Source organism: Bacteroidota bacterium, assembly GCA_016213405.1.
Taxonomy (GTDB): domain Bacteria; phylum Bacteroidota; class Bacteroidia; order Palsa-948; family Palsa-948; genus Palsa-948.
In genome coordinates this window covers 1-24,873 of record JACRAM010000004.1, presented here as the reverse complement: position 1 = coordinate 24,873, position 24,873 = coordinate 1, and the positions used below count along the sequence as shown (strand labels likewise).

Sequence of the window (24,873 nt, the reverse complement as noted above, 5' to 3'; positions counted from 1 at the left end):
GAGGTACTATGCACTTTGTTTATATTTTTCTTTTATCGCTTCTTGCAAACGAAATAACATATTTTGAATTTGATTTAGTTTTTTCACAATTTCTTCGAAATTCTCTTTAGAAATAAAACCTTGCTTCTCGGAAATGATTAAAAGGGTTTCCACTTCAGCACATGAACCCATTGAAATACCAAGAAATTGAACAAACTCTTTATTTGAATTTCTTCCCGCTCCTTCAACAATGTTCGCAGTAATGGAAACACTCGCTCTGTTTAGCTGGCTTGTTATTCCATATAATTCTTCCTTCGGAAAAGCTTTTGTAAAAGAATAAACAGCAGAAACAAACTCAATTGATTCCTGCCAAACTTTTAACTCTTTGTGCCTATTCATTTTTGCTTTGTACTTTGTACCTAATACCTCGTACTTTCAACTAATTTCTTAAAACTTTTCCTCCAGTTATTATAGATTGAATTCTTTCAAGCGTTTTTTTCTCTCCTGCAAGAGATAAAAATGCTTCTCTTTCTAAATCTAGTAAATATTGTTCACTTACCAAAGTTGGCGAGGATAAATCTCCACCGCAAATCACCCATCCGATTTTCTGAGCAATTTTCACATCGTGCTCTGAAATATAATTTCCGCTCATCATAGAGTTTGCTCCGAGATACGCTAAACCGAGCGCTTGTTTTCCAAGCACACGAATATCTTTTCTAGGAGTTGGTTTTGAATATCCTTCTCGTGCAATTTTCAGGCATTCCGCTTTTGCATCCGTCAGTAATCTCGCTCTTGAAACCACCACGATGTCTTTTCCTTTTCTCAGATACCCAAAATCAAATGCTTCGTGAGCAGATGTGGCGACTTTTGCCTGACCAATCGTGAGAAATCTGTCACGAAAACTATTTAATTCAACATCTCCATCCTGTAACTCATCGGAGAGTCGCAACGCGAATTCTTTTGTTCCGCCACCGCCCGGAATCAATCCAACTCCAAACTCCACCAATCCCATATACGTTTCAGCGTGTGCGACAACTTTATCCGAATGCATGCTCATTTCGCAGGCGCCACCGAGTGCGAGATTATGCGGAGCTACCACAACTGGGATAGAAGAATAACGAATGCGCATCATCGTATTCTGAAAAGCTTTGACAGCAAAGTTGAGTTCATCCCATTCCTGCTCCACGGCAAGCATGAAAATCATTCCTACATTTGCACCCGCTGAAAAGTTCGCTCCTTCGTTTGAAATTACCAAACCTTGAAAATCTTTTTCTGCAATATCAATTGCTTTATTAACGCCTTCAATCACTTCTCCTCCTATGGAATTCATTTTTGTATTCCATTCAAGATTGATAATTCCATCGCCAATATCGGTAATTGTTGCACCGGAATTTTTCCAAACCGTTTTTGTAGGTCGAATAATTTCCAGAGAAATATATTCTTCCGTTCCTGGAATTGCTTTGTATGATTTTGCATGGATGTCGTAATATTTTTTCGCACCGCCCTCTACTTTATAAAAGGAAGTGTTTCCAGCTTTCAGAAAATCAGAAATCCATTGAGCGCATTTCACTCCGGCTTTTTCCATCGCATCTATGGATTCTTTCACGCCCAACGCATCCCAGTATTCAAACGGGCCGAGTTCCCAACCGAAGCCCGCTTTCAGGGCATCGTCAATTCTGTACAACTCATCCGAAATTTCAGGAATGCGGTTAGAAACATACTGGAACAAACCAAAGAAAGACGCGCGATAAAAATCCCCCGCTTTATCTTTTCCGGAAATCAAAATTTTCAATCTGTCTTTTAAATTCTCAATTGGTTTTGTTTGTTCCAGCGTTGCAAATTTTACTTTCTGAGATGGTTTGTATTCTAAAGTTTTTAAATCCAAAGCTTGTATCTCTGATTTGCCGTCAGCTGATTTTACTTTCTTATAAAACCCCTGTCCTGTTTTATCACCGAACCATTTGCTCTCGTTCATCTTCGCAACGTAAGCAGGAAGTTTGAAAGATTCTTTTGCTTCATCGTTCGGGAGATTTTGTGCGAGTCCGTTTGCCACATGCACGAGCGTATCCAGTCCAACTACATCACAAGTTCTGAAAGTTGCCGACTTCGGTCTTCCTAAAACGGGACCAGTGAGTTTGTCAACTTCCTCAACGGTCAATCCCATTTTTTCTACCAGATGAAACAAACTCATAATTCCGAAGACACCTATACGATTAGCAATGAAAGCGGGCGTATCTTTGCAGAGCACAGTAGTTTTTCCCAGATACAAATCTCCGTAGCGCATCAGAAAGCCAATGACTTCTTTTGAAGTTTTAGGAGTGGGGATTATCTCAAGCAATTTTAAGTAGCGCGGAGGATTGAAGAAATGGGCTCCGGAGAAATGCTTCTGAAAATCTTCGCTTCTACCATCAAGCATTAAATGAATAGGAATTCCGGAAGTGTTTGAAGAAATAAGCGTTCCCGGCTTTCTGAATTTTTCAACTTGCTCGAAAATTATTTTTTTAATATCCAATCTTTCTACAACCACTTCAATAATCCAGTCGCAGGAAGAAATATTTTTCATGTCATCTTCAAAATTCCCTGTGGTAATTCTATTCGCAAAAGATTTCTTATAAATTGGAGAAGGATTTGATTTCAGCGCAAACGCTAAAGCATCGTTCACAATTTTGTTTCTTGATTTTTTATCTGTTGTTGCATCTTTCGGGACAATGTCGAGCAATAAAACTTCCACTCCGATATTTGCGAAGTGACACGCAATGCGTGAGCCCATCACTCCGGAGCCGAGAATTGCGACTTTATTTATTTTTCGATTCATAATAGAATATTGGAATTATAAAATCTATTTTTATTCAAACCAAAGTTAGATAAAGTTTGAAATAAGGGATCGAAAAAAAAGGAAAGAAAATTTACTGTGGATTGAAACTTGGTGCAGTGGTATCAACTATTACATTTTTTTGAACAAAACGATAAGCAAGGTGAAATTCAAAACCTCCGCGCGCAATACTTGCCTTACGAAAGCTGGAATAATTAATATCATAACTTATTCCTGCCGATAATCCTTTCTTATACTCAAATCCAACATAAGGAGAAATGGCATCATTCCATCTCCAAAGCCCACCAAACAATAAATTGGAAGAAACATTATTGCCTGTGTATAATGAATTCATCCCAAGTTCCTGTTTGGCAATGAGACTGAAATCAAATTCATTTGCGGTTCCCTGATTAAACCATGCAAGAGATGTTACGTAAGTAGTATTTGAAAGTGCTTTTGTTTTTACCTCCCAGGTTCCTGACGTTATGTACTTAATAAAAAGTTTTTCATTGTCATTATAGATAAACGAAAAAACAGGTTGGTTCAGATGTTGCGCACTGAATCCTGCACGAAATTTACTGATATCAGAAATTTTATGATTCCACCCTATGCCGGATGACAAATCAAAATAACTAAAGCTATTTGCAAGCACAGGTTCATTGGAGGAAAGTTGTGTATTAAAAGATATTCCATCCCACTGGTTATCCCAAATCAGATTTGTTCCGTCAAATTTTCTTTGTCCGTAGCCGATTTGCAATCCAGCCGAAACGTCATCTGATTCTCCTGCTTTAAGTTTGGTCGAAAGAAGAAGTTCTGCCTGTGTAGTGCTCATCTCTGAATCGCCTGCTTTATCATTGAAAAAAATCAATCCTGCGCAAAGCTTCTTGCTGAAAAATGGTTTGTCAGCAGAGAATAAAAATGTTTTATATGGCTTATCCGATACAGAACTCCATTGCTGTTTATAGCTGTTCATGGCGCGAACCTGCCCATCAAAATCACCGCAATAAGAAGGATTTAAAAGCAGCGGTGTATTGAACGTTTGGGAAAAGTGAATGTCCTGCGCCAAAACTTTCAAGTTCATCAGCACAAAAATAATTATCAAATATTTTTTTATTGTCATCATCTAATAAGAGAGAGGTTGCCTTTTTTTACTTGCTTGTCTTCACTGTCAGGTCGTACGACAAAATAAAAATTAAATATTCCCGAATTCATTTTCTTTCCTTTATAAATGCCATTCCAGCCCTGAGTAATATCGGATGTTTCGAAAACTTTTTCTCCCCACCGGTCATAAATTCTCAGCAGAAAAATATCGCAGTATCCTCTTACATAAAATACATCGTTGATACCGTCATCGTTTGGCGAAAACGCATTGGGCACATCCAGAAGGCAGCTACATTTTTCTGTTGTCACACGCACTGAGTCACTTGCGCTTCCGCAGATATTAGCAGTATAAACGATGTACAATCCGTCACTGCCAACTGTAATCGGGCTGTTGCTTGTTCCGTTATTCCAGACATAACTTCCGCTACTCAACGGTGCAAGAATTATTTCCTCCCCATCACAAATAACAGTATCATTTGGCGCAAAGATGAAAGGAGGAAAATCAAAAATTGCTGTCATTGAATCCGTACTGGTACAGCCGGCTGCGTTAGTAACAATCACCCAGTAAATTCCTGAAGATGTAATTGTATAGGTGGGAAGAGTTGAGTTATCCTGCCATACATATCCTGTTCCTGTGCCGGTAATATCAATATTAATGGTTTGTGTTGAACAGAGCGTGGAATCATTTCCCAGCGAAAAAACGGGTGCAATACCTTGCATAATAACAATAGTATCGCTGTCTGAACTGCATTGATTGGTTACCTGGACCCAGTAAGTTCCTGGCTGAGTTATAGTAATGCTGGAAGAAGTTGATCCTGTGCTCCATGAATAACTGCCTGCATTGGTTGCAGTGGCAGCGAGTATTGTCTGCGTGCAGATAGCAGTGTCATTTCCTAATGAAACAGTTGGATCGCTTCCAATAGAAACATTTATAGAATCGGCAGCAGTGCCGCAAATATTATTTGAAGAAACCCAATAAGTGCCCGATGTATTTACATTAATGCTGGTTGTAGTGGCACCCGTGCTCCAGATAAAATTTGTAAAGCCGCTTGAAGTGAGTGCAAGCAGCACAGAATCGCCTTGGCAAATAGCAGTGTCATTTCCCAGTGAAAGAGAATTAGCTGGATAATAATTAATGTTAATTGTATCTGCATTGCTGCCACATGAGTTGGAAACATTTACCCAATAAGTTCCACCCGATGAAATGGCTATAGATTGATTGGTCGAACCTGTATTCCAGATGTAAGATGTAAATCCTCCTGTTGCAGTGAGTGTTAAATTATTTCCAACACAAAGTGTTGTGTCATTGCCAAGAGTTGTGACAGGAAGAGCAACTACGGCAACATTAATAGTATCTGAAGCAGAGCCACAAATATTATTTGAAGAAACCCAATACGTACCCGCTGAACTCACGACAATGCTGGTAGTGCTGGCGCCAGTGCTCCAGACAAAATTTGTAAACCCGGTTGCAGATGTTGTAATCGTTGTTGTATTTCCTGAACAAATAGTCATGTCAGGACCTAACGAAAGCGAGTTGGCAGGATAATAACTGATATTAATGCTGTCGTTAGCAGTGCCGCATTGATTGGTAACATTCACCCAGTAAGTTCCTGAAGTGCCTGCAATAATGGAAGAACCTGTTGCTCCGGTACTCCATTGATAAGAATATTGTCCGCTTCCGCCAGTGTTAAGAGTTACATTGTTTCCAATACATAAAATAGTATCGTTTCCAAGGCTAAATGCAGAAGGGGCATTTACAGCGGAAACAACAACTGTATCAGAAGCTGAACCGCAAACATTATTTGAAGAAACCCAATACGTTCCCTGCCCGACTACAATGCTTGATGTTGTTGCACCTGTGCTCCATACATAATTTGTAAATCCGGTTGCGGTTGCATTAAGTGTTATTGTGTTTCCGGAACATAATGTCTGGTTAGTACCTAAAGAAAGAGAGTTAACCGGGTAATACGAAATAGTAATTGTATCTCTATCCATGCCGCACATGTTTGTGCCTATTGCCCAATAAGTGCCGGAAGCAGAAACAGTAATTGTTGAAGTTGTTGCACCCGTGCTCCACTGATAGGAAGAAAATCCTGTGCCGGCATTAAGCGTTATATTATTTCCGGTGCATAACGTAGCATCATTGCCAAGGTTTACAACGGCTGAATTCAACCCGAGCACAACCACTGAAGAAGTATCGGTCATTATACACCCTGAAGAAGTATCAGTAACAATAACTGTATAGGTAGTGTTTGCAGTAGGAGAAGCAATGGGGTTTGCAACCGTATCGTAGTTCAAAGAAGAAGAAGGCGTCCATGCGTAATCAAACCCGGTTCCACCACTTGCACCGCAATGCTTGAAATAGGTATTAGGACGATTCGTGCCGGTTGTTCCGCTTGCATTGGCGCATACACTTGCTCCTGAAGAATAAATTGTTGCAGTAAACCCCGGGGCTGAATAATAGATAAAAGAATTCTGAGATGTAATAGAATTGCTGAAACAAATTTCTATAGCGAGATTGGAAACACCATCCCAGTCATATGTATTATCCAGAACAAAATAATTCATTCCGTTGAAGATAGCAGTGGGTTTCGGATTGTATACAGTAGGCAATGCGCTTATATAAGTTGTAGTCATCGTGTTGGTGGAAGTGCAGCCCATCTTGATAGTAAAGTTCTGGTAAGAGTTGCTCCCAACAATTGATTGAATGTTTAAACCGATTTGCGTGATGGTGGTCGCCTGGTTCATTCCCGCAGCAATTAATTCGGATGCGCGATACAAACATTGCATCTTTTCGCTGACAACAGAACCTGCAAAAGGAGTAATACCGGTTGCGTTTGAAAAAGTTACTGCCGTTCCCGCCTGCGATGCTGATACCGGCCCACCGCACACACTTCCATTAGCTCCGCATCCTTTCTGAATGATTGTGTTCAATTGAAGAGAAGAACCGGAACAAATTGTATCAATAAGCGGAATCACATTGAAGGAATACAGGCTGGGAATATTTACGTTAACAATTACCGTATCAGAAACCGAACAACCCAAGGCAGAGGTAACAACAACCGTATAGGTGGTAGTCACAGAAGGAGATGCTGTTGGATTGGATGTATTAGCATTAGAAAGGGAAGATGAAGGAGACCAGGAATAAGAATAAATTCCGGCAGGAGATGCGGACACATTTATCGGAACTCCGCTTGTTGTGCAATTAATAACACCGTTGCTCGAAGTGGTTGTGAAAATGGGAGAAGCCACAATGGATGAACTGTCTGAAAAAATACATCCTGTAACTGTGTCAACTGCCATGAGCGTATAGGTAGTGATGGAAGTTGGAGTTGCCAATGGATTTGAAATAGAATCATCCGAAAGCCCCGATGACGGAAGCCATGAATAAACCAGCGACCCAGGTCCCTGCCCGGCACAATACGTAAAATAACTGTTCGGCCGGGTTGTTACTGTAGTTCCTGTTGCGTTGCTCTGGGATCGTACATATAAAAATCACTTTGGGCTGATCCTGCCTGTCCCATACCGGCATATCCGTAGTTACAAACTGAAAATCCCGTTGCTCCAAACCTTCCAGTACTTGGAAAATTTGCTTTCTGTGTCCACACATCGGTAATTGCATCATATTCCCAAATATCGTTTGTAGAGTTTGGAAGCCCCATGCCCAGATATGCTTTATTGTTGATGACGAAGGGAAGGCGGTCAATATCATTGCGCCCACTCGGAGGAAAAAATGCCTTTGCTGTCCACGAGTTTGAAGAAGGATCATATTGCCATAAATCCTGCAGCGAAGTGCCATCATACCCTGTTGCTACATATCCTTTCCCATTAATTACGAATGCACCGGTAGTTGAACGGCTCGTGCCTGGCAAACTTGCTTTCTGAACCCACCCGTTTGTTACCGGATCATATTCCCAAAAATCATTTGTACCTGTATACCCAATTCCGGCATATCCTTTATTACCAATGGCGAAACCCATACCAAAATACATTGGACCACCCGCATAGTTTGCTTTTTGTGTCCATGCATTTGTAGCCGGGTCGTATTCCCAACAATCATCATACACTAAACTGCCGGTCCAGCCAGTGCCAACATATCCTTTATTGCCAATGGCAAATCCAAATGCCGAGAGACGCCCTGGTCCTGGAAAATTTGTTTTTTGCAACCATGTTCCTTGTGAGAAGATATGTTGAATTGATAAAAAACAAAACAAAACGACCCAATTTATCCGCAACCTTTTTGGAAAAAGAATTCTATTTATTAAACAGAGACTTATCATGCTTATGGGCAGAGAACAATTATTACTGAACAATTATTTTTGTATAAAAAATGTTTTCTCCAATCGTTATCTCAACAAAATAAATTCCTTTCCCGTTCATCTCGTGCAAAACAGTTGTTTCAGAATTGGGAGAAAGTTCAGCCGTGAACTCATCGGTTAGTTTTCCTACGTAATCAAAAATTCTGATGAAAGCGGAATTTTCTGATGGAGAACTGAAAACAAAATTAACAGGTCCATGCGATGGATTCGGGAACACAGCTATGTATTGATTGTTATCAAGTTGATTAATTCCAATAACCAGGGAAACATTTATCTGCAGCCAGGCAACATTATTGGTTTCAATATTTTCGGCAACTGCTGCTGCCGTATCAGAAACAAACAATAAATAATAAGAACCGGTTGGAGTGGAAAGAGGAATGGTAATGCCGGAGTTGATGACTGCCGAAGCAGCAGCAGCCAGTGTTGAAACATTATCGCTGTTCAGGTATGTGTCAGCAATATCCCAAATAGTATCTGCGGAAAGATAATAGCCAATCACGCTTGCTCCCGCAGAAGAATTCCCTGAGTTCAGCACCTGACAGGTTATGTTCGCTGAACTTGCCTGAGGAATGGTCATCGGGCTGCAAGTCGGATAGAGTGAAGATAAATCAGGCAGCGCTCCTGAAGACAAACAGGAAATGGATGCATCAAAGCCAGCCATCACCACTGAACCATCGCTGTAAAAATGAAGTGTGAGCGCTCCGCTGGCATTGGTTGCCGTAATAGTTCCGGGGTTGGATGTGAATGTTCCGATCAAAGGAGCTGATATATTTGTTCCGTCATAAATCTGAAGGTAATCACAACAGGTTTCAACCACAAAAGAATTAAACACAAGCTGCAGCATGTTTCCGGCAGCAGCAGGAAATAATGTTGTGGTGCTGTTTACAGAATTGCTGTAAGTAGAAGTGCCTCCGTCATCATAGATTGTTCCCGTGCAAAGAGAATACTGGTTGCTTCCGCTTTGAGGCATCACCACCACGAAAGCAAAAGGAGTAACGGTGATTGGAAGCGAAGCGTAATTATTTGTTTCCACATTTTCAGAAACAAGTGCAGAATAATCAGCAAAATAAATTATGTAATATGAACCTGTGGGAGTAGCTGCCGGAATGTTGAGCGATGCCGATTTGCTTGCAGAAGCAGAGGCGCTGAGAGATGCTCCGGTAGAATTGTTAAGATACGTGTCGGCAGCATCCCAAACAGCATCGGTAGAAAGATAATATCCCACATTAGAAGAAGACGATGGGGAATTACCCTGATTGTAAATATAACAGGATGCGGAAACATTTCCGCCTGCTGAAACGGTGCTTGGAGATGCGGCCGGGGTTTGTATGATGAGATCAATGTAGGCTGCGCCAACCGTTATGGCTACAGCAGAAACATTATTGGTCTCAACGCTTTCAGATTCAAGTGTTGAATAATCTGCATAATAAAGAATGTAATAATTGCCGGGAGCAGTTGCACCGGGTATGGTAAGCGAGGTGCTTTTATAGGAAGAAGAAGAAGCGGCAAGAGATGCGCCTGATGAATAAGTTATGTAAACATCACCAGCATCCCAGGCAGCATCCGCAGAAAGATAATATCCAACATTGGATGAAGACGAAGTGGAATTTCCCTGGTTATAAATGTAGCAGGTAGCCGAAACTGCATTTCCGGCAACCACATTCGTAGGAGTTGCCGTAGGGCTCTGAATGATTAAATCTATAGCAGCAGCGCTAACGGTAATCATCACAGCCACAACATTATTTGTTTCCACACTTTCTGACACGGCATTCGAGTAATCAGCATAATATAAAATGTAATACGTTCCAGCAGGAGTTGCGCCCGGAATGGTAACCGTTGTGCTGCGATACGAAGAAGTGGAAGCTGCAAGCGAACTGCCCGCAGAATAATTCAGATAGGTATCACCGGCATCCCATATTGCATTGGCAGATAAATAATATCCTACATTGGAGGAAGAAGACAAACTGTTGCCCTGATTATAGATGTAGCAGGAAACAGAAACAGAATTGCCTGCAATCACTGAAGTGGGCGAAGCAGTCTGGCTTTGAATTATCAAATCAATATTAGCCAGCGCAACTGTAATTACAACAGATACTACATTATTCGTTTCAACACTTTCTGACACGGCATTCGAGTAATCAGCATAATATAAAATGTAATACGTTCCCGGTGTCGTGGCGCCCGGAATGGTAACCGTTGTGCTGCGATACGAAGAAGTGGAGGCTGCAAGCGAACTGCCCGCAGAATAATTCAGATAGGTATCACCGGCATCCCATATTGCATCGGTAGATAAATAGTAGCCCACGTTGGAGGAAGAAGACAAACTGTTGCCCTGATTATAGATGTAGCAGGAAACAGAAACAGAATTGCCTGCAACCACTGAAGTAGGAGAAGCCGACTGACTTTGAATTATCAAATCAATATTAGCCAGCGCAACTGTAATGACTACAGATACTACATTATTCGTTTCAACAACTTCTGAAACCGCATTGGAATAATCTGCATAGTATAATATATAATAGGTACCCGGTGTTGTTGCACCCGGTATGGTAACCGTTGCGCTTCGGTAAGAAGAAGTGGAAGGATTCAAAGAACCTCCTGTTGAATAATTCAGATAGGTGTCGCCCGCATCCCACGTTGCATCGGTTGAAAGATAGTATCCGACATTAGAAGAGGAAGAAAGTGTGTTGCCCTGATTATAGATGTAGCAGGAAACGGAAACAGAATTGCCTGCAATGACAGAAGTAGGTGATGCCGACTGGCTTTGTATTATTAAATCAACATTGGGCAAAGAAACTGTGATTAATACCGATGACACATTATTTGTTTCCACGCTTTCCGACACAGCATTTGAATAATCCGCATAGTATAAAATGTAATAAGTGCCGGCAGGGGTTACGCCTGGTATGGTAACCGTTGCGCTTCGGTAAGAAGAGGAAGTAGCCGCAAGAGTTCCTCCTGTTGAATAATTCAAATAGGTATCGCCCGCATCCCACGTTACATCCGTAGATAAATAATATCCCACATTGGAAGAAGATGCCGAAGAATTTCCCTGGTTATAAATATAGCAGGTTGCCGAAACCGAATTGCCGGCAATCACAGCGGTGGGAGAAGCGCTCTGGCTTTGAATGATTAAATCAACAGTTGCTAATACAACTGTGATGGGAACAAAAACAACATTATTGGTTTCCACATTTTCTGTAACCGCATTTGCGTAATCAGCAAAATAAAGAATGTAATAAGAGCCTGGTGTGGTGGCTAAAGGAATCGTAAGCGTGGCGCTGCGTAAAGAAGATGTTGCCGCAGCCAATGCCCCACCGGAAGAATAATTTAAATAAGTATCGCCTGCATCCCAGATGGCATCGGCAGAAAGATAGTATCCGACAGTAGAAGAAGAAGCGCTCGTATTTCCCTGATTATATATGTAGCACGATGCCGCGGTGGTTGCCCCTGCTGCAATGGTAAGCGGGTTAGCCGTCTGGCTCTGAACGATCAAATCAGTCACAGGAGATGCTACCGTAATGGCTACATAGTTAACATTATTGGTTTCCACATCTTCAACTACTGCATTGGTATAATCAGCAAAGTAGAGAAGGTAATACGAGCCGGGGGAGGTACCTCCGGGAATGGTCAGTGTGGCGCTTCGATACGATGAAGTAGCAGGATTGAGGGAACTTCCTGATGAATAATTCAGATACGTATCGCCTGCATCCCAATTGGCATCCGTAGAAAGATAATACCCCACGCTGGAAGATGACACCACCACATTGCCCTGATTATATACGTAGCAAGAAGCCGCAACGGTGCTTCCGGCTGCCACATTAACAGGAGTGGCTGTTTGGCTCTGAATGACTAAATCCGTAATGGGCGTAACCACATTAATGGCTGCCGCAACCACATTATTGCTCTCCACATTTTCAACTATCACATTAGAATAATCTGCATAATATAAAATGTAATACGCCCCTGGTGTGGTGGCGCCCGGAATGGTAAGCGTGGCGCTCCGGTAAGAAGAGGAGTTGGCGCCAAGAGCGGCACCTGCTGAATAATTCAGGTACGTATCGCCTGCATCCCAGATAGCATCCACTGAAAGATAATATCCCACATTGGAAGAAGAAGCGGTTGTGTTTCCCTGATTATAAATATAACATGAAGCTGCAAGCGTATTGCCAGAAGCCACCGTGGTGGGCGAAGCAGATTGAGTTTGAATGATAAGGTCAATGACCGGAGTGAGAACATTGATGGCTACAGTGGCTACATTGTTTGTTTCAATGCTTTCAGATACCGCATTGGAATAATCAGCGTAATAAAGAATATAATAAGAACCCGGAGTGGTGGCGCCCGGTATGGTAAGCGTAGCGCTTTTGTAGGCAGAAGCAGAGGCACCTAAAGAAGTTCCCGATGAATAATTTAAATACGTATCACCGGCATCCCATACGGCATCAGCAGAAAGATAATATCCCACGTTGGAAGAAGAAGCGATTGAAGTGCCCTGATTGTAAATGTAGCATGAAGCCGTGAGCGAACTCCCGGCTGTAAGCGAAGTGGGCGAAGCGCTCTGGCTTTGAATAACCAGATCAACCGTTGAAGCAAGAACGGTAATGGCAACAGAAGATACATTATTGGTTTCCACATTTTCTGCCACTGCGTTTGAGTAATCGGCATAATAAAGAATGTAATACGAACCCGGAGTGGTGGCGCCCGGAATGGTAACCGTTGTGCTTCGGTACGAAGAAGAAGAAGAAGGCAAAGAACTTCCTGAAGAATAATTCAGATAGGTATCGCCCGCATCCCATGCCGCATCCGTTGAAAGATAATACCCGACATTGGAAGAAGAAGCGCTGGTTGTTCCCTGATTGTAGATATAGCATGAAACGGAAACGGAATTGCCGGCACCCACCGAAGTGGGAGAAGCCGTTTGAGAATTAATAACAAGGTCAGCGCCCGGAGGAGGCAGTGTTGTCAGGCATGAAAGAGTGGCGTCAAATCCATTATACGTAACGCTGCCGTCAGAATAAAAATAAAGCGTTAAAGCGCCCGAAGCATTGGTGGCATACACTGTGCCGGGCGAAGTGGTGTACTGCCCTATCAAAGGAGCCGCTGTGGAAGTGCCATCGTAAATATACAATCCATCGCAGCAGGTTTCTACAGCAAATGAATTAAATACAAGCTGAATGTAATTGCCCGGAACAGAAGGATAGAAGGTAGTTGTTCCTGAACATCCGTTTGCATAAGAACCTGCTCCTCCCGGATCATATACCGTTCCCGCGCAAGTGGTGTACGTGCTCGTGCCTGTGGTGGGCATCGTGTAGGTCTGGCTGAAGGAAGTTGCCATGCAGCAAAATAAAACAGCCAGCGCAACTAAACTTTTTTTGAAGAACATGGTAGAGAGATTTAATGGTACAAAAGTAAAAGAATATTCCTGAAAAGGAAATAATTGAAGGAGTTTTTTATCTCTCTAAATTGTTGAATGGTGGGTCAGCCGGATTGTTACTGCACTATCACCTTTTTCATTCCGGTTGCGGAACCTTCAGAAGCGGAAACCTCTACCAAAAACAATCCCTTACCAAAACCCGAAACATCCACTTCAATTCTTTTCTGAAACTTTTTCTCTGCAACTTTTTGTCCGAGTGGGTTAGTGATGCGCACAATAAAGCTTTTGTTTTCTAATGTTTCAATAGTGAATTTTCCGTTTGATGGATTAGGATAAACAGAAACCGAGATTTTGTTTTCGAGTTCGGTTACTCCGTTTGCGCTTGGATCGAAACTCCAGAAATCTTTTCTTGGAATTTGCAAGTTATCCGCTCCAGTGCCAACATATCCTATGTTCCCTATTGAAAATCCTACTCCGAAATATCTTTCTCCTCCTCCATAGTTTGGTTTTTGCGTCCAAGCATCAAGTGTCGGTTCGTATTCCAAAAAATCCTGATAATATGTACCACCCGTTCCAATATATCCTTTTAGTCCAATTGAAAAACCAACTGCCCATATTCTTGGAACACCTCCAAAATTTGCTTTTTGTGTCCATACATTTGTTGATTGATTCCATTCCCAAAAATCGTTTGCAGCACAGACACTACAAGTAGCCAGCGCCATAACAAAAATCCTTATTCGGTAAACCGGGCGGGGATTTTTGTTATGTTATTTTTCCGAATAAATTTTTTCTGCAAGGTTTTTATTCGCTTCAAGAATCACCTTTCGCTTCAACGAAAGTTTCGGAGTCATTTCTCCGCCATCCACTGTCCAGTCTTTGGGAAGAAGTTCAAACTTTTTTATGGATTCGTACTGCGCGAGGGTGTGATTCATTTTTTCTATGTGCAAATGAATTGTGTTCCTCACTTCCTGATTTTTTATCGCTTCTTCATTGCCGGGATACGGTTTGCCTTCTTTCTCATATTTCGCTTTCAGTTTAATGAACGAAGGAACGATAAGCGCGGAAGCAAACTTCTGATTCTCGCCAATTACCATCACCTGCTCTACCAGTGAACATTCCTTGATTTTGTTTTCAATCATCTGTGGAGCGATGTATTTCCCTCCCGATGTTTTGAAGATTTCTTTTTTGCGGTCGGTTATCTTCAGATATTTTCCTTCTTCAATGATTCCGATGTCGCCTGTATGAAACCATCCGTCTTTGTCCATCACTTCATCGGTCGCATCTTTCCTTTTATAATAGCCGAGCATAATGTTCGGACCTTTGCAGAGGATTTCTCCGTCCTCGGCAATCTTCACGGTTACTTTTTCAATCACTTCGCCCACCGTTCCGAATTTCATTCCGCCCGGTTCAAGTGTATTCACCGCAATAACGGGAGAAGTTTCTGTCAATCCGTATCCTTCCAGAATCGGAATCTGCGCGCTCCAGAAAATCCGTGCCAGGCGGGGATTGAGTGCCGCACCGCCCGAAACAGCCGCGCGCACATTTCCTCCAAGGGCTTCTCTCCATTTGGAGAAAATTAATTTGTTAGCGATTCCCAACTGAAAATTATACCACCAACCTCCTTTGCCGACTCCGTCAAATCTTTCTCCGAGCGCCAGAGCCCAGAAAAATAATTTTCGTTTTATGCCGGTGAGTTCATTCCCTTTTGAAACAATCCGGTCATACACTTTCTCCAGCAAACGCGGAACGCAGGAAAACACCTGCGGTTTTATCTCGCGGAGATTGTCTCCTATGGTTTCCAGGCTTTCCGCATAATAAACCGAAACACCGAGATATAAATACAAGCCGTTCAGCATGCGCTCGTAAATGTGATTGAGCGGAAGAAAGCTCAGCCCTTTGCAGGTGTGGTCAACCGGAGGAAGGTTGCGCACGGCATACACATTGGAAAAAATATTGTTGTGAGAGAGCATCACTCCCTTCGGAATTCCTGTGGTGCCGGATGTATAAAGAATCGTAGCCAGATCATTTTCATGGATGGAATCTTTAATGGATTTCAGTTTCGCTTCGTCTTTATTTTTTTTTCCAAGTTCAACCAGATCGGTAAAATGTTTTGCGCCCTTCACATCGTTGAATGTGTAAATATCTTTCACGCTCGGAACATTCGCTGAAATTGTTTTCACTTTATTATATACATCCACAGCCGAAACAAAAACATATTTCACCTGCGCATCGTTCAGGATGAACTCTAAATCTTTTTCGCTCACGGTCGGATAAACCGGAATCAGAATACAGCCGCTCATCTGCACCGCCATATCTGTGAAATTCCATTCAGGACGGTTGTTGGCAAGGATGGCAATCTTGTCTTCGCGCTGAACTCCGAGCGCCAGCAATCCGTAAGCAAGATTTTCAGAATAGTCAATGAACTCCTGCGTGGAATACGGAATCCATTTCCCGTTTTCCTTTTTCACCAGGCAGTCGGGCTTGGGATATTTTGAATGAAACTGGTAGAGCAGGTCAAATAATCTCATAGGGACAAAATTAGAATAAAAATACTTGCCTCACCCCTTAATCACCTCTCCTTTAAAGCGCTATAAATATTTCACTCCTACGGAGTTCCGATTCTGTACTCATTTATACTTTCTATAAACATTACACTCCTTCGGAGTTAACCCCGAAGGGGTGATCTAATTATAGAATAAATGTTTCCAACATCATTTCAAACTCCGTAGGAGTGATATGTGGTTTTTGCGTTAGGGATTGAGCCATTTGTTTGAACTCTTTTTTGCGCTTCGCAAAAAAAGTGAGTGGCGAAAGCCCGACCGCGTTTCGCGGGAACGCCCAACATCCCCCGCCACTGCGTGTGCACCCCCTTCGAAGGGGGACTAAAATAATTCTTACTTTAGTTCCAACAAAACTCACCACATGTTTTTCGGAGGAGACAAAAAGAAAGACGAGCCAAAAAGCCAGCAGATGGCGGTCAAATACAAGTTCAGGGATTTGAAAGTGCATTCTTCGGACGAATGGATGGCGGACGGCACAAAAAAATACCGCAAGGTGTTTGACCGCTATGAAACCACCTACATGCGCGCAGAACTTTCGTTCTTCAACAAACTTTTTGACGAAGAAGATTGGGAAGCAACGTTCCGCACGAAATGTTTTTTTGTGAACGGAAGTCAGAAGAACGAACTCTGCAATCTGGAGCAGAAACGGAAAATTCTGAAAGATGAAAACGTAGTTTACATACGCGAAGCATGGGGCAATGCCACGCTGGGCGCGTACTGGCTCCGCGGAGATTATGTGTGGGAAGCGTATATTGACGATGTGAAAATTGGCGAAGGAAAATTTTATGTGGAGGATGTGGGCGCGGTGAAACTTGGCGCGAATCCTTACTTTGATATTGAATCCATAAAACTTTTTGAAGGTGACGGAAAAGCATCATCCCTTCCGCAGAAAAAATATTTAAACAAGTTCAGCCAGAACGAAACCCGTTTTGTATGGGGGGAAGTCAACTTCAAAAATAAAACCCCTAAAGATTATTACGCTGAAATCATTTTCAATTTTTATGATAATGCCGGTCAGCCGAAAGGTAGAAATTCAGTTTTGAAATACGTGACAGCAAAAACGGAAGGGCAGATTTATTCGGTATATCCCGGCTGGGGAAGCGATGCGCCCGGCACCTGGAAGAACGACAAATACACGATGGAAGCGGTGTTCATGGACACGCTCATCGCCACCGTTCCGTTTGAAGTGGGAACAAAATTTGAAGAAGGCGGAGTGGCGATACTGACTGACGCGGAGCAAATGCTCAAGCCCGCCACCAAGTCGGCTTCTTCCGATGCAAATAAAAACCTGGAAGACATTCTGAACGAAAGCATGGCGGAACTGAATTCACTCACCGGAATGTACAGCATAAAAAATGATGTGAACGAACTGGTGAAACTCGTGCGCTTCTACCAGGAAACGGGAAAAGATATTCTTAATAAATTTTCTTTACACTCTGTTTTCACAGGCAATCCCGGCACGGGAAAAACAACCGTGGCAAGAATTCTCGCGAAGATATATAAAGGACTCGGCATTCTGGAAAAAGGACATCTCATTGAAGTTGACCGAGAAGGTTTGGTGGCAGGATATGTGGGACAAACTGCCATCAAAACCGGAGACAAGATCAATGAAGCGATGGGCGGAATTCTTTTTATTGACGAAGCGTATTCGCTCGCGCAGGGAAAAGGTTCGCAGTATGATTTTGGGGGAGAATCCATTCAGGTGATTCTGAAACGCATGGAAGATTTTCGCGGAAAGTTCGGAGTGATTGTGGCGGGCTACACGGACAACATGCATGAGTTCATCACATCCAATCCGGGATTAAAATCCCGCTTCGACAGAAACTTTATATTTGAAGATTATTCTGCAGAAGACATGTTTGTCATAGCGAATTCACTGTTTAAAAAGGAAGATGTCAAACCCGATGAAGCATCAGCAGAACACCTTAAAAAATATTTTGCGTATCTTCACGAAGGCAGAGACAAGAATTTCGGCAATGCAAGGACAGTTCGGCAAGTAGTTGGCGAATCGGTGAAGAACCAAAACCTCCGTCTTGCCTCTATGAAAAAAGAAGAGCGCACAAAAGAAATGCTGGAAACAATTATTCTTGATGACGTAAAAGAATTTGAAATAAAAGAAACAAATTCAGGAAGGCAAAAACTCGGATTCAAGTTCGGAGAAAGAAACTAAACATAAATCCCATAAAACAAACACACCATGATTATTCAACACATTAACTGGCTCGCAGTTGCTGTATCGGCAATCGCCTACTTCGCGCTGGGCGCCATCTGGTTCAATCCGAAAGTTTTCGGAACCATCTGGATGAAAGGGCACGGCATTACAGCACCAACCGAAGAAGACAAAAAAAGAATGCCGATGATGATGGCAACCACGTTGGTTTTATGTTTCATCGGAGTAATTGCAATGGCATATTTTGTTCATGTTTTTAGTTTCTATCAGGTGAACTGGCGCTGGTATAGCGGAGCAAAGGTCGGATTGGTGGCAGGAATCGGATTCACAGGAGTTGGCATAGCGATGAATTATATGTACACAAAAAAATCCCTGACACTTATCATTATCGATTCGGCTTACCACTTAATTGGAATGGTTGGCGCAGGAATCATTATGTCTGTATGGAGGTAAATGTGATTTCGTAAGTATTAAATGTTTCAGTACCTTTGGCGCACCTATTATAAGCAACACAAATGAAATCAATTTTATCTCTTTCACTTAAAACTTTTCTTGCAGCAGCATTGTTGGGTTTTTATTCCTGCGGATCTGAAAACACAGAGGACAACGCATTGGGGCAGGACACAACAGCAACTGTATCAAAAGACACCGGAAGTCCCGCGGAAGATTTTTTCTACTCCCTCCCCTCCCCGCTTGTGATGGTGAAAGTTTTCAAGAAGACAGGATTAAAATTTGTAGATGGAGTGGCGAACTCTCCTGATAATATTTCAAGATATTCTTCCACTGAAAGCAAAACACTGAACCTTGGCGTTTACAGTTCTGACCTTGCCTATTGCGTTTTGAATAAACAATCGCAGCAGGCAAGCAAATACATGGAATCCGTAAAACGCCTGTCAGATGATTTAGGAATGTCCGCTCTTTTTGATTCGGATGATTACCTGAAGCGATTCAAAAATAATCTGAACAATGAAGACTCTCTGATCAATGTGGTGTGCCAGCTAAAAAGCGAAATGGACATATACATGAAGGATAATGAAAAAGAAAAACAAACGCTCATGATTTTCATTGGCGCATGGATTGAAAACATGTATATCGCCACACAACTGACCAAAGATGCCAACAAAGAAAAAATTGCCATGCGCGTTGCCGAACAGAAATATATTCTGAACAGCCTGATGAACATCGTCACCAACTATCAGAATGATGCAGCGTTCAAAAATTTATTTTTAAAACTCAGCGACCTCAAAAAACTTTTTGACAACCTCACCGTACAGGGAGATGATGAGAATCTTGTAATGGATGAACTTCAACTGAAAGCCATCACTGAAAAAACACAGGCTCTCAGAAAAGAAATTGTAGGATAATAAAAATTAAACAGAATGATAAAACATATCATCTTAACAGTTTTAGCGGGCGCAACATTCATCTTTAACTCTGACCTTTCTGCACAGTGCAAAGTGAAGCCGATTGTCAAAATGTGCATGCCGCAAATGGCTCCCTTCCAGTATGACAGTTATGTGGTGAAAGAAATTACCTACGGACCGAAAACAAAAAAAGAAACACTCGACTTTCAGGTTTTCTCTGACGAAGAATACAAATTGGTTTTCGGGCAGACCGTTCTTCCACAGGAAGTAGGAATCACGATTTATGGAATGGAGAAAGGCAAAAAAAAGATATTGTATTTTGACGAGAGCGGAAAAAAATCTTCGCAGATGTTTAATTTCGGTCCTACCAAAAGCGGCACGTACTATATAGAGTATGAAATCCCCCCTTCTACTGCCGCCAACCAGAAGGGATGTTTTGTGGTGTTGATTGGAATCAAAGAGTAATTACATTCTTTCAGGAACCTCTATCCCCAAAAGCTTCAGAGAAGTTTTTATTACTTCTGAAGTTTTTACTGAAAGCAGCAATCTGAAATTCTTCTCCTCTTCTTTCTCCGCTTTCAGAATCGGACATTCGTGATAGAACTGGTTGTACTCCTTCGCAAGTTCATAAACATAATTCGCAATATGACCGGGATTGTATGTTTCAGCTGATTCGGAAATCACTTTCGGAAAATCATGAATGAGCTTAATCACGCCCTTTTCTTTGGGCTCTAAACCTGCAACCTGTAACTTGTAACCTGAAACCACTTCGGCTTTGCGAAGGACAGATTTTATTCGCGCATACGTGTATTGTATGAACGGTCCCGTGTTTCCGTTGAAGTCAATGGATTCTTCAGGATTAAAGAGCATTCTTTTTTTAGGATCAACTTTCAGGATGAAATATTTCAATGCTGAAAGCCCAATCATCTTGTAAAGTTTCTCTGCTTCTTCTGAAGAAAGCTCTGATGCCTTGCCTAACTCCAATGTTTTTTGTTTTGCTGTCGCTATCATTTCATCCATCAGTTCATCCGCATCCACCACAGTCCCTTCGCGGGATTTCATTTTACCGGATGGCAGATCAACCATGCCGTAAGAAAGGTGAAAAAAAGAAGAAGCCCATCCTAAATCCTTCCCAAAGGGAAGGACTTTTTGTTTTTGCAATTTATCTAAAATCAGAAATAAAACTTTGAAATGATAATCCTGCTCATTGCCAACCACATAAATCATTTTACCAACTTGGAATTCTTTTAATCGTTCAACTGCAGTTCCCAAATCCTGCGTTATGTAAACGGATGTCCCGTCAGAGCGCAACAGAAGTTTTTCATCCAAGCCATCCGCAGTTAAGTCAACCCACACCGAACCGTCCTCTTTCTTTTTGAAAATTCCTTTTGCCAATCCATCTTCTACAATTTTTTTTCCGAGCAGATAAGTTTCGGATTCGTAATATGTTTTTTCAAATTCAACTCCAAGTTCTTTGTATGTTTTTGCAAAACCATCATATACCCAGCCGTTCATTTTTTTCCAGAGTGCAATTGTTTCTTTATCGCCTGCTTCCCATTTGCGGAGCATTTCCTGCACAGCCCCCTCTAACTCCCCCGAAGGGGTAGAACTTAATCCTGCAACTCCCTCCCTTCGGGAGGGCTGGGGTGGGCTTTTTTCTTTTTGTTTTTTTAGTTCTTCATCATATCTTACATAATATTTCCCCACCAAATGGTCTCCTTTCATTCCGCTTGATTCAGGAGTTTCCCCGTTGCCCCATTTCTTCCAGGCAAGCATTGATTTGCAAATATGAATTCCCCTATCGTTGATTAGATTTACTCGAATAACTTTTTTTCCTGCCGCTTTTAATATTTCGGAAACCGAATGACCGAGCAAAATATTCCGCATGTGACCGAGGTGAAGCGGTTTGTTTGTGTTGGGAGAGGAGAATTCAACCATGACGGTTTCTTGAATGGACGAGGTACGAGATACGAGGTGCGAAGAATCAACAGTCAAATACTTAATCCAATAATCATCTCCAATCACCAGATTCAGAAATCCTTTTACAACGTTGAATGATTTTACTTCTGAAACTTTTTCTTTCAGGTAACCGCCAATTGCGTTCGCTGTTTCTTCAGGAGGTTTTTTAGAGACTTTCGTAAGCGGAAACACTAAAAGAGTACTATCGCCTTCAAACTCTTTTTTGGTTTGCTGAAATGTGATTTGATTGGGAGAAACAGATTGGTCGTAAAGTGTTTTTATCGCTTCAATGGTTTTACCAGTAAGAATATTTTCAATCACTGCTCCACTCATAGTCTAATGTGTCTTTGTATTTCTTTTGATGGTTCGACTTCGCTCACCACATGCTTTTGCTTTTGACTTCTCTTTAAATCCAACTTACTTACATTGGCAAAAATAATCGTATGTAAGTAACTTACTTTGACAAATTATTCTCAACTTCGCGCACTCTAAAAATGATTACACCGATACATAAACCGATTGCACCGATTTTCCGTGCCGAAAAACAAATCGGTGTAATCAAAATTAATCTGTGTAATCCCAATAAATGAAGAACAGATACCGCGACCTCATCCAGCAAACATTTCATTTTCCGCAGGAAGGATTCAACGTCATTGACGGAGACCTTCACTTTTGCGATGTTCCGCTGATGGATATTATCAAGCAATACGGAACTCCGCTCAAAATCACCTACCTTCCAAGGATCGGACAGCAGATTCAGAAAGCCAAAAAACTTTTTAATGTTGCTATGGCAAAAGCCGATTACAAAGGTAGTTATACTTACTGTTACTGCACCAAGTCGTCACATTTTTCTTTCGTGATGGACGAAACAATTAAAAATGGCGCGCACCTTGAAACTTCTTCTGCGTATGATATTCCCATCATTAAAGAATTATACCGCACAGGAAAAATTGACAAGAACACCTGGGTGGTGTGCAATGGCTACAAACGCAAACCGTATCCGCAATTTATTGTTGACCTCATCAACAGCGGATATAAAAATGTGATTCCTGTTTTGGATAACAAAAGCGAACTGGAATATTACAAGCGCTACGTAAAAGGAACCTGCAACCTGGGAATCCGGATTGCTTCGGAAGAAGAACCGACTTATGATTATTACACTTCGCGTTTGGGAATTCGCTACAAAGAAATTGTTCCTTTTTATAAGGAACGAATCAAGGGAAACAAAAAGCTGAAACTAAAAATGCTTCACTTCTTTGTGAGCGCGGGAATCAAGGACACGATTTATTACTGGACAGAACTCGCCAAATGTTTGAACGTGTATGCCGAACTGAAACGGATTTGCCCTGAACTTGATTCGCTGAATGTGGGCGGAGGATTACCCATCCGCACATCGCTTGGATTTGAATTTGATTATGAATACATCATTGAAGAAATTGTTTCGCAGATAAAAACTTTCTGCAAGCAGAATAAAATTAAAGAACCAAACATCTTCACTGAATTTGGCTCGTTCACTGTTGCAGAAAGCGGTGCCGCGCTTTATTCTGTTTGCGACCAGAAGCAACAGAACGACCGAGAACTTTGGTATATGATTGACTCATCCTTCATCACCACCTTGCCGGATACCTGGGCAATCGGGCAAAAATTTATTTTGCTGGCTGTGAATCACTGGGAAAAAGAAAGTCAGCGGGTGAACCTTGGCGGAATGACTTGCGATGGTTTGGATTATTACAATACGGAAGCGCACTCGGAGCAATTGATTCTTCCAAAAATCGGTCATGGCTCGGATGGTCCTTTATATATAGGATTCTTTCACACAGGAGCATACCAGGAATCCATCGCAGGATACGGAGGAATTCAGCATTGCCTTATTCCCGCACCCAAGCACGTGTTGATTGACCGTGATGAGAACGGAGAAATTACCACAAAACTTTTTGCGAAGGAGCAGACGTTTAAATCTATGCTGAAGACGCTGGGGTATTAAAAAAAAATTGGGCGTGCCCTCCGCTTCGCTTCGGTCGGGCTTTCCGCTCCAAGTCCTCGTCCCGCGGGACTGTGGGCTTTCCGCTGCAATCCCTCACGCAAATACAAATTTTCAAACTTAAACAGCTTGTCCCGAACTTGCTTCGGGATCAGCCCGCATAGCGCACTGCCAACGTTCCGCAAGTTGGCGATGTTGCCGATTTACGGAGCGAAAAATTGTCTGCCGAAACCGAAACAAAGATATGAAAAACCAGACACAATATAATCAGGAAAACGGCAATAGCGCCAACTTGCTGTTAGCGGCTGCCCTTCTTTTTTTCTATTGTCGTGTCGTTAAAAATAGTCGCGAAAACTTTATCAAGGTCTTTGTCCAGATTTCCGTTGTAGTCCGTGTGCGGAATTTTCAATTTCTCCAATGCTTTCTTAAATCGTTTGTAGCCGTTAGTTGTCCGTAGTTCAACCCATTCAATTTTTCTATGGTCAAGTTGATTTTTATTTTGGTCTGATAATTTGTCTGCTACGAAAACATTTGTCGCGCGTGCAATTACTGCGTCTGCACTTTCAGGATTTCCTCTGCCCATCAGTTTTACTTCGCATAAAAATTCTTTTCCATCTTTGAGCAAATAAAAATCTATTTCTCTGTCAAAACCTTTGCTGTTGTCTTTTTTAAATTTCGCTCTGTAATTTTCTTCTTTCACCGAATAGAGTTTGCAAAGTGTCTGCATTAATGGACTTTCAACTCTTTTTCCCGCTGTGCTCCAAAGTCCACCACGAAGTTCCGCTCGTTTCACCGCAAGCGTATTTATTACGATTAAACTTTCACTCACATTCAAATCAACTGAAACTCCCTTGAGTTTTATTGTTAAAGTCAATTCTAATTCGTGTTCTGTTTTAACAAGTTCTTGTATGCTCTTATAAAGAACATCATAATGTTCGTTTGATGCGTCAATTATTATTTCTTTCGTTGACGAGTTGTACATATTGTGAATTGTCTTTTTGTTCAAACCCGAATTGATTGCGATTTCACTTGATGATAAATTAGGATTTAGAAATGCGTCTTTATACCAATCAGCAGTAATACTTTTACTCTGCAATTTTGCGTCAACAATTTTTGTAAAGAACCCTGCGCCAAGAGCGCAGGGCGTTATTATTTTATTTTTCACAATTCAAAAAGTTTCAACTGCTTGACATCATTATGACGACCTTGATTACGAATATAATTCTCAATCGTCTTTTTACTTCCTCGACCGC

15 protein-coding genes are annotated in these 24,873 nt (G+C 41.8%); 5 read left to right on the top strand and 10 right to left on the bottom strand.

The genetic code is table 11. From position 1 onward, the window contains the following. Positions 1-6 precede the first annotated feature (6 nt). From HY841_00380 to HY841_00345, 8 genes are all read right to left on the bottom strand, one after another. Positions 7-378 carry a four helix bundle protein gene (locus HY841_00380; protein MBI4929189.1) on the bottom strand — a complete coding sequence of 124 codons (372 nt, stop codon included), beginning with the start codon at positions 376-378 and terminating at the stop codon, positions 7-9. Positions 379-418: 40 nt separating this feature from the next. Beyond that, positions 419-2,794 carry a 3-hydroxyacyl-CoA dehydrogenase/enoyl-CoA hydratase family protein gene (locus HY841_00375; GenBank protein MBI4929188.1) on the bottom strand — a complete coding sequence of 792 codons (2,376 nt, stop codon included), beginning with the start codon at positions 2,792-2,794 and terminating at the stop codon, positions 419-421. Between the two features lie 91 nt (positions 2,795-2,885). Next, the gene (locus HY841_00370) at positions 2,886-3,914 is read right to left on the bottom strand and encodes a PorP/SprF family type IX secretion system membrane protein (protein MBI4929187.1); all 1,029 of its coding nucleotides are present in this window, start codon (positions 3,912-3,914) and stop codon (positions 2,886-2,888) included. After that, on the bottom strand, positions 3,911-7,231 hold the full coding sequence (locus HY841_00365) for a gliding motility-associated C-terminal domain-containing protein (protein MBI4929186.1): 3,321 nt from the start codon (positions 7,229-7,231) through the stop codon (positions 3,911-3,913). The genes HY841_00370 and HY841_00365 overlap by 4 nt, the downstream gene beginning before the upstream one ends. A gap of 110 nt (positions 7,232-7,341) precedes the next feature. Beyond that, on the bottom strand, positions 7,342-8,058 hold the full coding sequence (locus HY841_00360) for a galactose oxidase (protein ID MBI4929185.1): 717 nt from the start codon (positions 8,056-8,058) through the stop codon (positions 7,342-7,344). 136 nt (positions 8,059-8,194) lie between these two features. Next, a complete protein-coding gene (locus HY841_00355) occupies positions 8,195-13,594 on the bottom strand; it encodes a T9SS type A sorting domain-containing protein (GenBank protein MBI4929184.1) in 5,400 nt (1,799 codons plus the stop codon). Between the two features lie 107 nt (positions 13,595-13,701). Beyond that, entirely contained in the window at positions 13,702-14,307 is a 606-nt protein-coding gene (locus HY841_00350; GenBank protein MBI4929183.1) for a T9SS type A sorting domain-containing protein, read from the bottom strand. Positions 14,308-14,352: 45 nt separating this feature from the next. Beyond that, a complete protein-coding gene (locus tag HY841_00345) occupies positions 14,353-16,113 on the bottom strand; it encodes a long-chain fatty acid--CoA ligase (GenBank protein MBI4929182.1) in 1,761 nt (586 codons plus the stop codon). A 394-nt stretch (positions 16,114-16,507) separates the two neighbouring features. Between HY841_00345 and HY841_00340 the strand changes: the two genes are divergently transcribed. The 4 genes from HY841_00340 to HY841_00325 all read left to right on the top strand — a co-directional run bounded on the left by HY841_00340 (position 16,508) and on the right by HY841_00325 (position 20,145). Continuing rightward, a complete protein-coding gene (locus HY841_00340) occupies positions 16,508-18,316 on the top strand; it encodes an AAA family ATPase (protein ID MBI4929181.1) in 1,809 nt (602 codons plus the stop codon). Between the two features lie 27 nt (positions 18,317-18,343). After that, positions 18,344-18,769: a DUF1761 domain-containing protein gene (locus tag HY841_00335; protein ID MBI4929180.1), complete on the top strand. Its 426-nt coding sequence runs from the start codon at positions 18,344-18,346 to the stop codon at positions 18,767-18,769. A gap of 62 nt (positions 18,770-18,831) precedes the next feature. Then, a complete protein-coding gene (locus HY841_00330) occupies positions 18,832-19,680 on the top strand; it encodes a hypothetical protein (GenBank protein MBI4929179.1) in 849 nt (282 codons plus the stop codon). 15 nt (positions 19,681-19,695) lie between these two features. Further along, positions 19,696-20,145, top strand: a complete 450-nt coding sequence (locus tag HY841_00325; protein ID MBI4929178.1) for a hypothetical protein — start codon at positions 19,696-19,698, stop codon at positions 20,143-20,145. On the opposite strand, the gene HY841_00320 is transcribed toward HY841_00325, so the two are convergent. Then, entirely contained in the window at positions 20,146-21,972 is a 1,827-nt protein-coding gene (locus HY841_00320) for an arginine--tRNA ligase (protein MBI4929177.1), read from the bottom strand. 253 nt (positions 21,973-22,225) lie between these two features. On the opposite strand from HY841_00320, the gene HY841_00315 reads away from it, so the two are divergent. Further along, positions 22,226-23,623, top strand: coding sequence for an arginine decarboxylase (locus HY841_00315; protein MBI4929176.1), 1,398 nt, complete (start codon positions 22,226-22,228; stop codon positions 23,621-23,623). 295 nt (positions 23,624-23,918) lie between these two features. Here the strand turns inward: HY841_00315 and HY841_00310 are convergent, their stop codons facing one another. Then, the gene (locus tag HY841_00310) at positions 23,919-24,788 is read right to left on the bottom strand and encodes a CfrBI family restriction endonuclease (protein MBI4929175.1); all 870 of its coding nucleotides are present in this window, start codon (positions 24,786-24,788) and stop codon (positions 23,919-23,921) included. Positions 24,789-24,873: the final 85 nt, after the last annotated feature.

What these genes read in the sequence shown, in the direction of transcription:
- HY841_00380 (MBI4929189.1), bottom strand. Translation starts at nt 378, where the DNA reads ATGAATAGGCACAAAGAGTTAAAAGTTTGGCAGGAATCAATTGAGTTT.
- HY841_00375 (MBI4929188.1), bottom strand. Translation starts at nt 2,794, where the DNA reads ATGAATCGAAAAATAAATAAAGTCGCAATTCTCGGCTCCGGAGTGATG.
- HY841_00370 (MBI4929187.1), bottom strand. Translation starts at nt 3,914, where the DNA reads ATGATGACAATAAAAAAATATTTGATAATTATTTTTGTGCTGATGAAC.
- HY841_00355 (MBI4929184.1), bottom strand. Translation starts at nt 13,594, where the DNA reads ATGTTCTTCAAAAAAAGTTTAGTTGCGCTGGCTGTTTTATTTTGCTGC.
- HY841_00350 (MBI4929183.1), bottom strand. Translation starts at nt 14,307, where the DNA reads ATGGCGCTGGCTACTTGTAGTGTCTGTGCTGCAAACGATTTTTGGGAA.
- HY841_00345 (MBI4929182.1), bottom strand. Translation starts at nt 16,113, where the DNA reads ATGAGATTATTTGACCTGCTCTACCAGTTTCATTCAAAATATCCCAAG.
- HY841_00340 (MBI4929181.1), top strand. Translation starts at nt 16,508, where the DNA reads ATGTTTTTCGGAGGAGACAAAAAGAAAGACGAGCCAAAAAGCCAGCAG.
- HY841_00335 (MBI4929180.1), top strand. Translation starts at nt 18,344, where the DNA reads ATGATTATTCAACACATTAACTGGCTCGCAGTTGCTGTATCGGCAATC.
- HY841_00330 (MBI4929179.1), top strand. Translation starts at nt 18,832, where the DNA reads ATGAAATCAATTTTATCTCTTTCACTTAAAACTTTTCTTGCAGCAGCA.
- HY841_00325 (MBI4929178.1), top strand. Translation starts at nt 19,696, where the DNA reads ATGATAAAACATATCATCTTAACAGTTTTAGCGGGCGCAACATTCATC.
- HY841_00320 (MBI4929177.1), bottom strand. Translation starts at nt 21,972, where the DNA reads ATGAGTGGAGCAGTGATTGAAAATATTCTTACTGGTAAAACCATTGAA.
- HY841_00315 (MBI4929176.1), top strand. Translation starts at nt 22,226, where the DNA reads ATGAAGAACAGATACCGCGACCTCATCCAGCAAACATTTCATTTTCCG.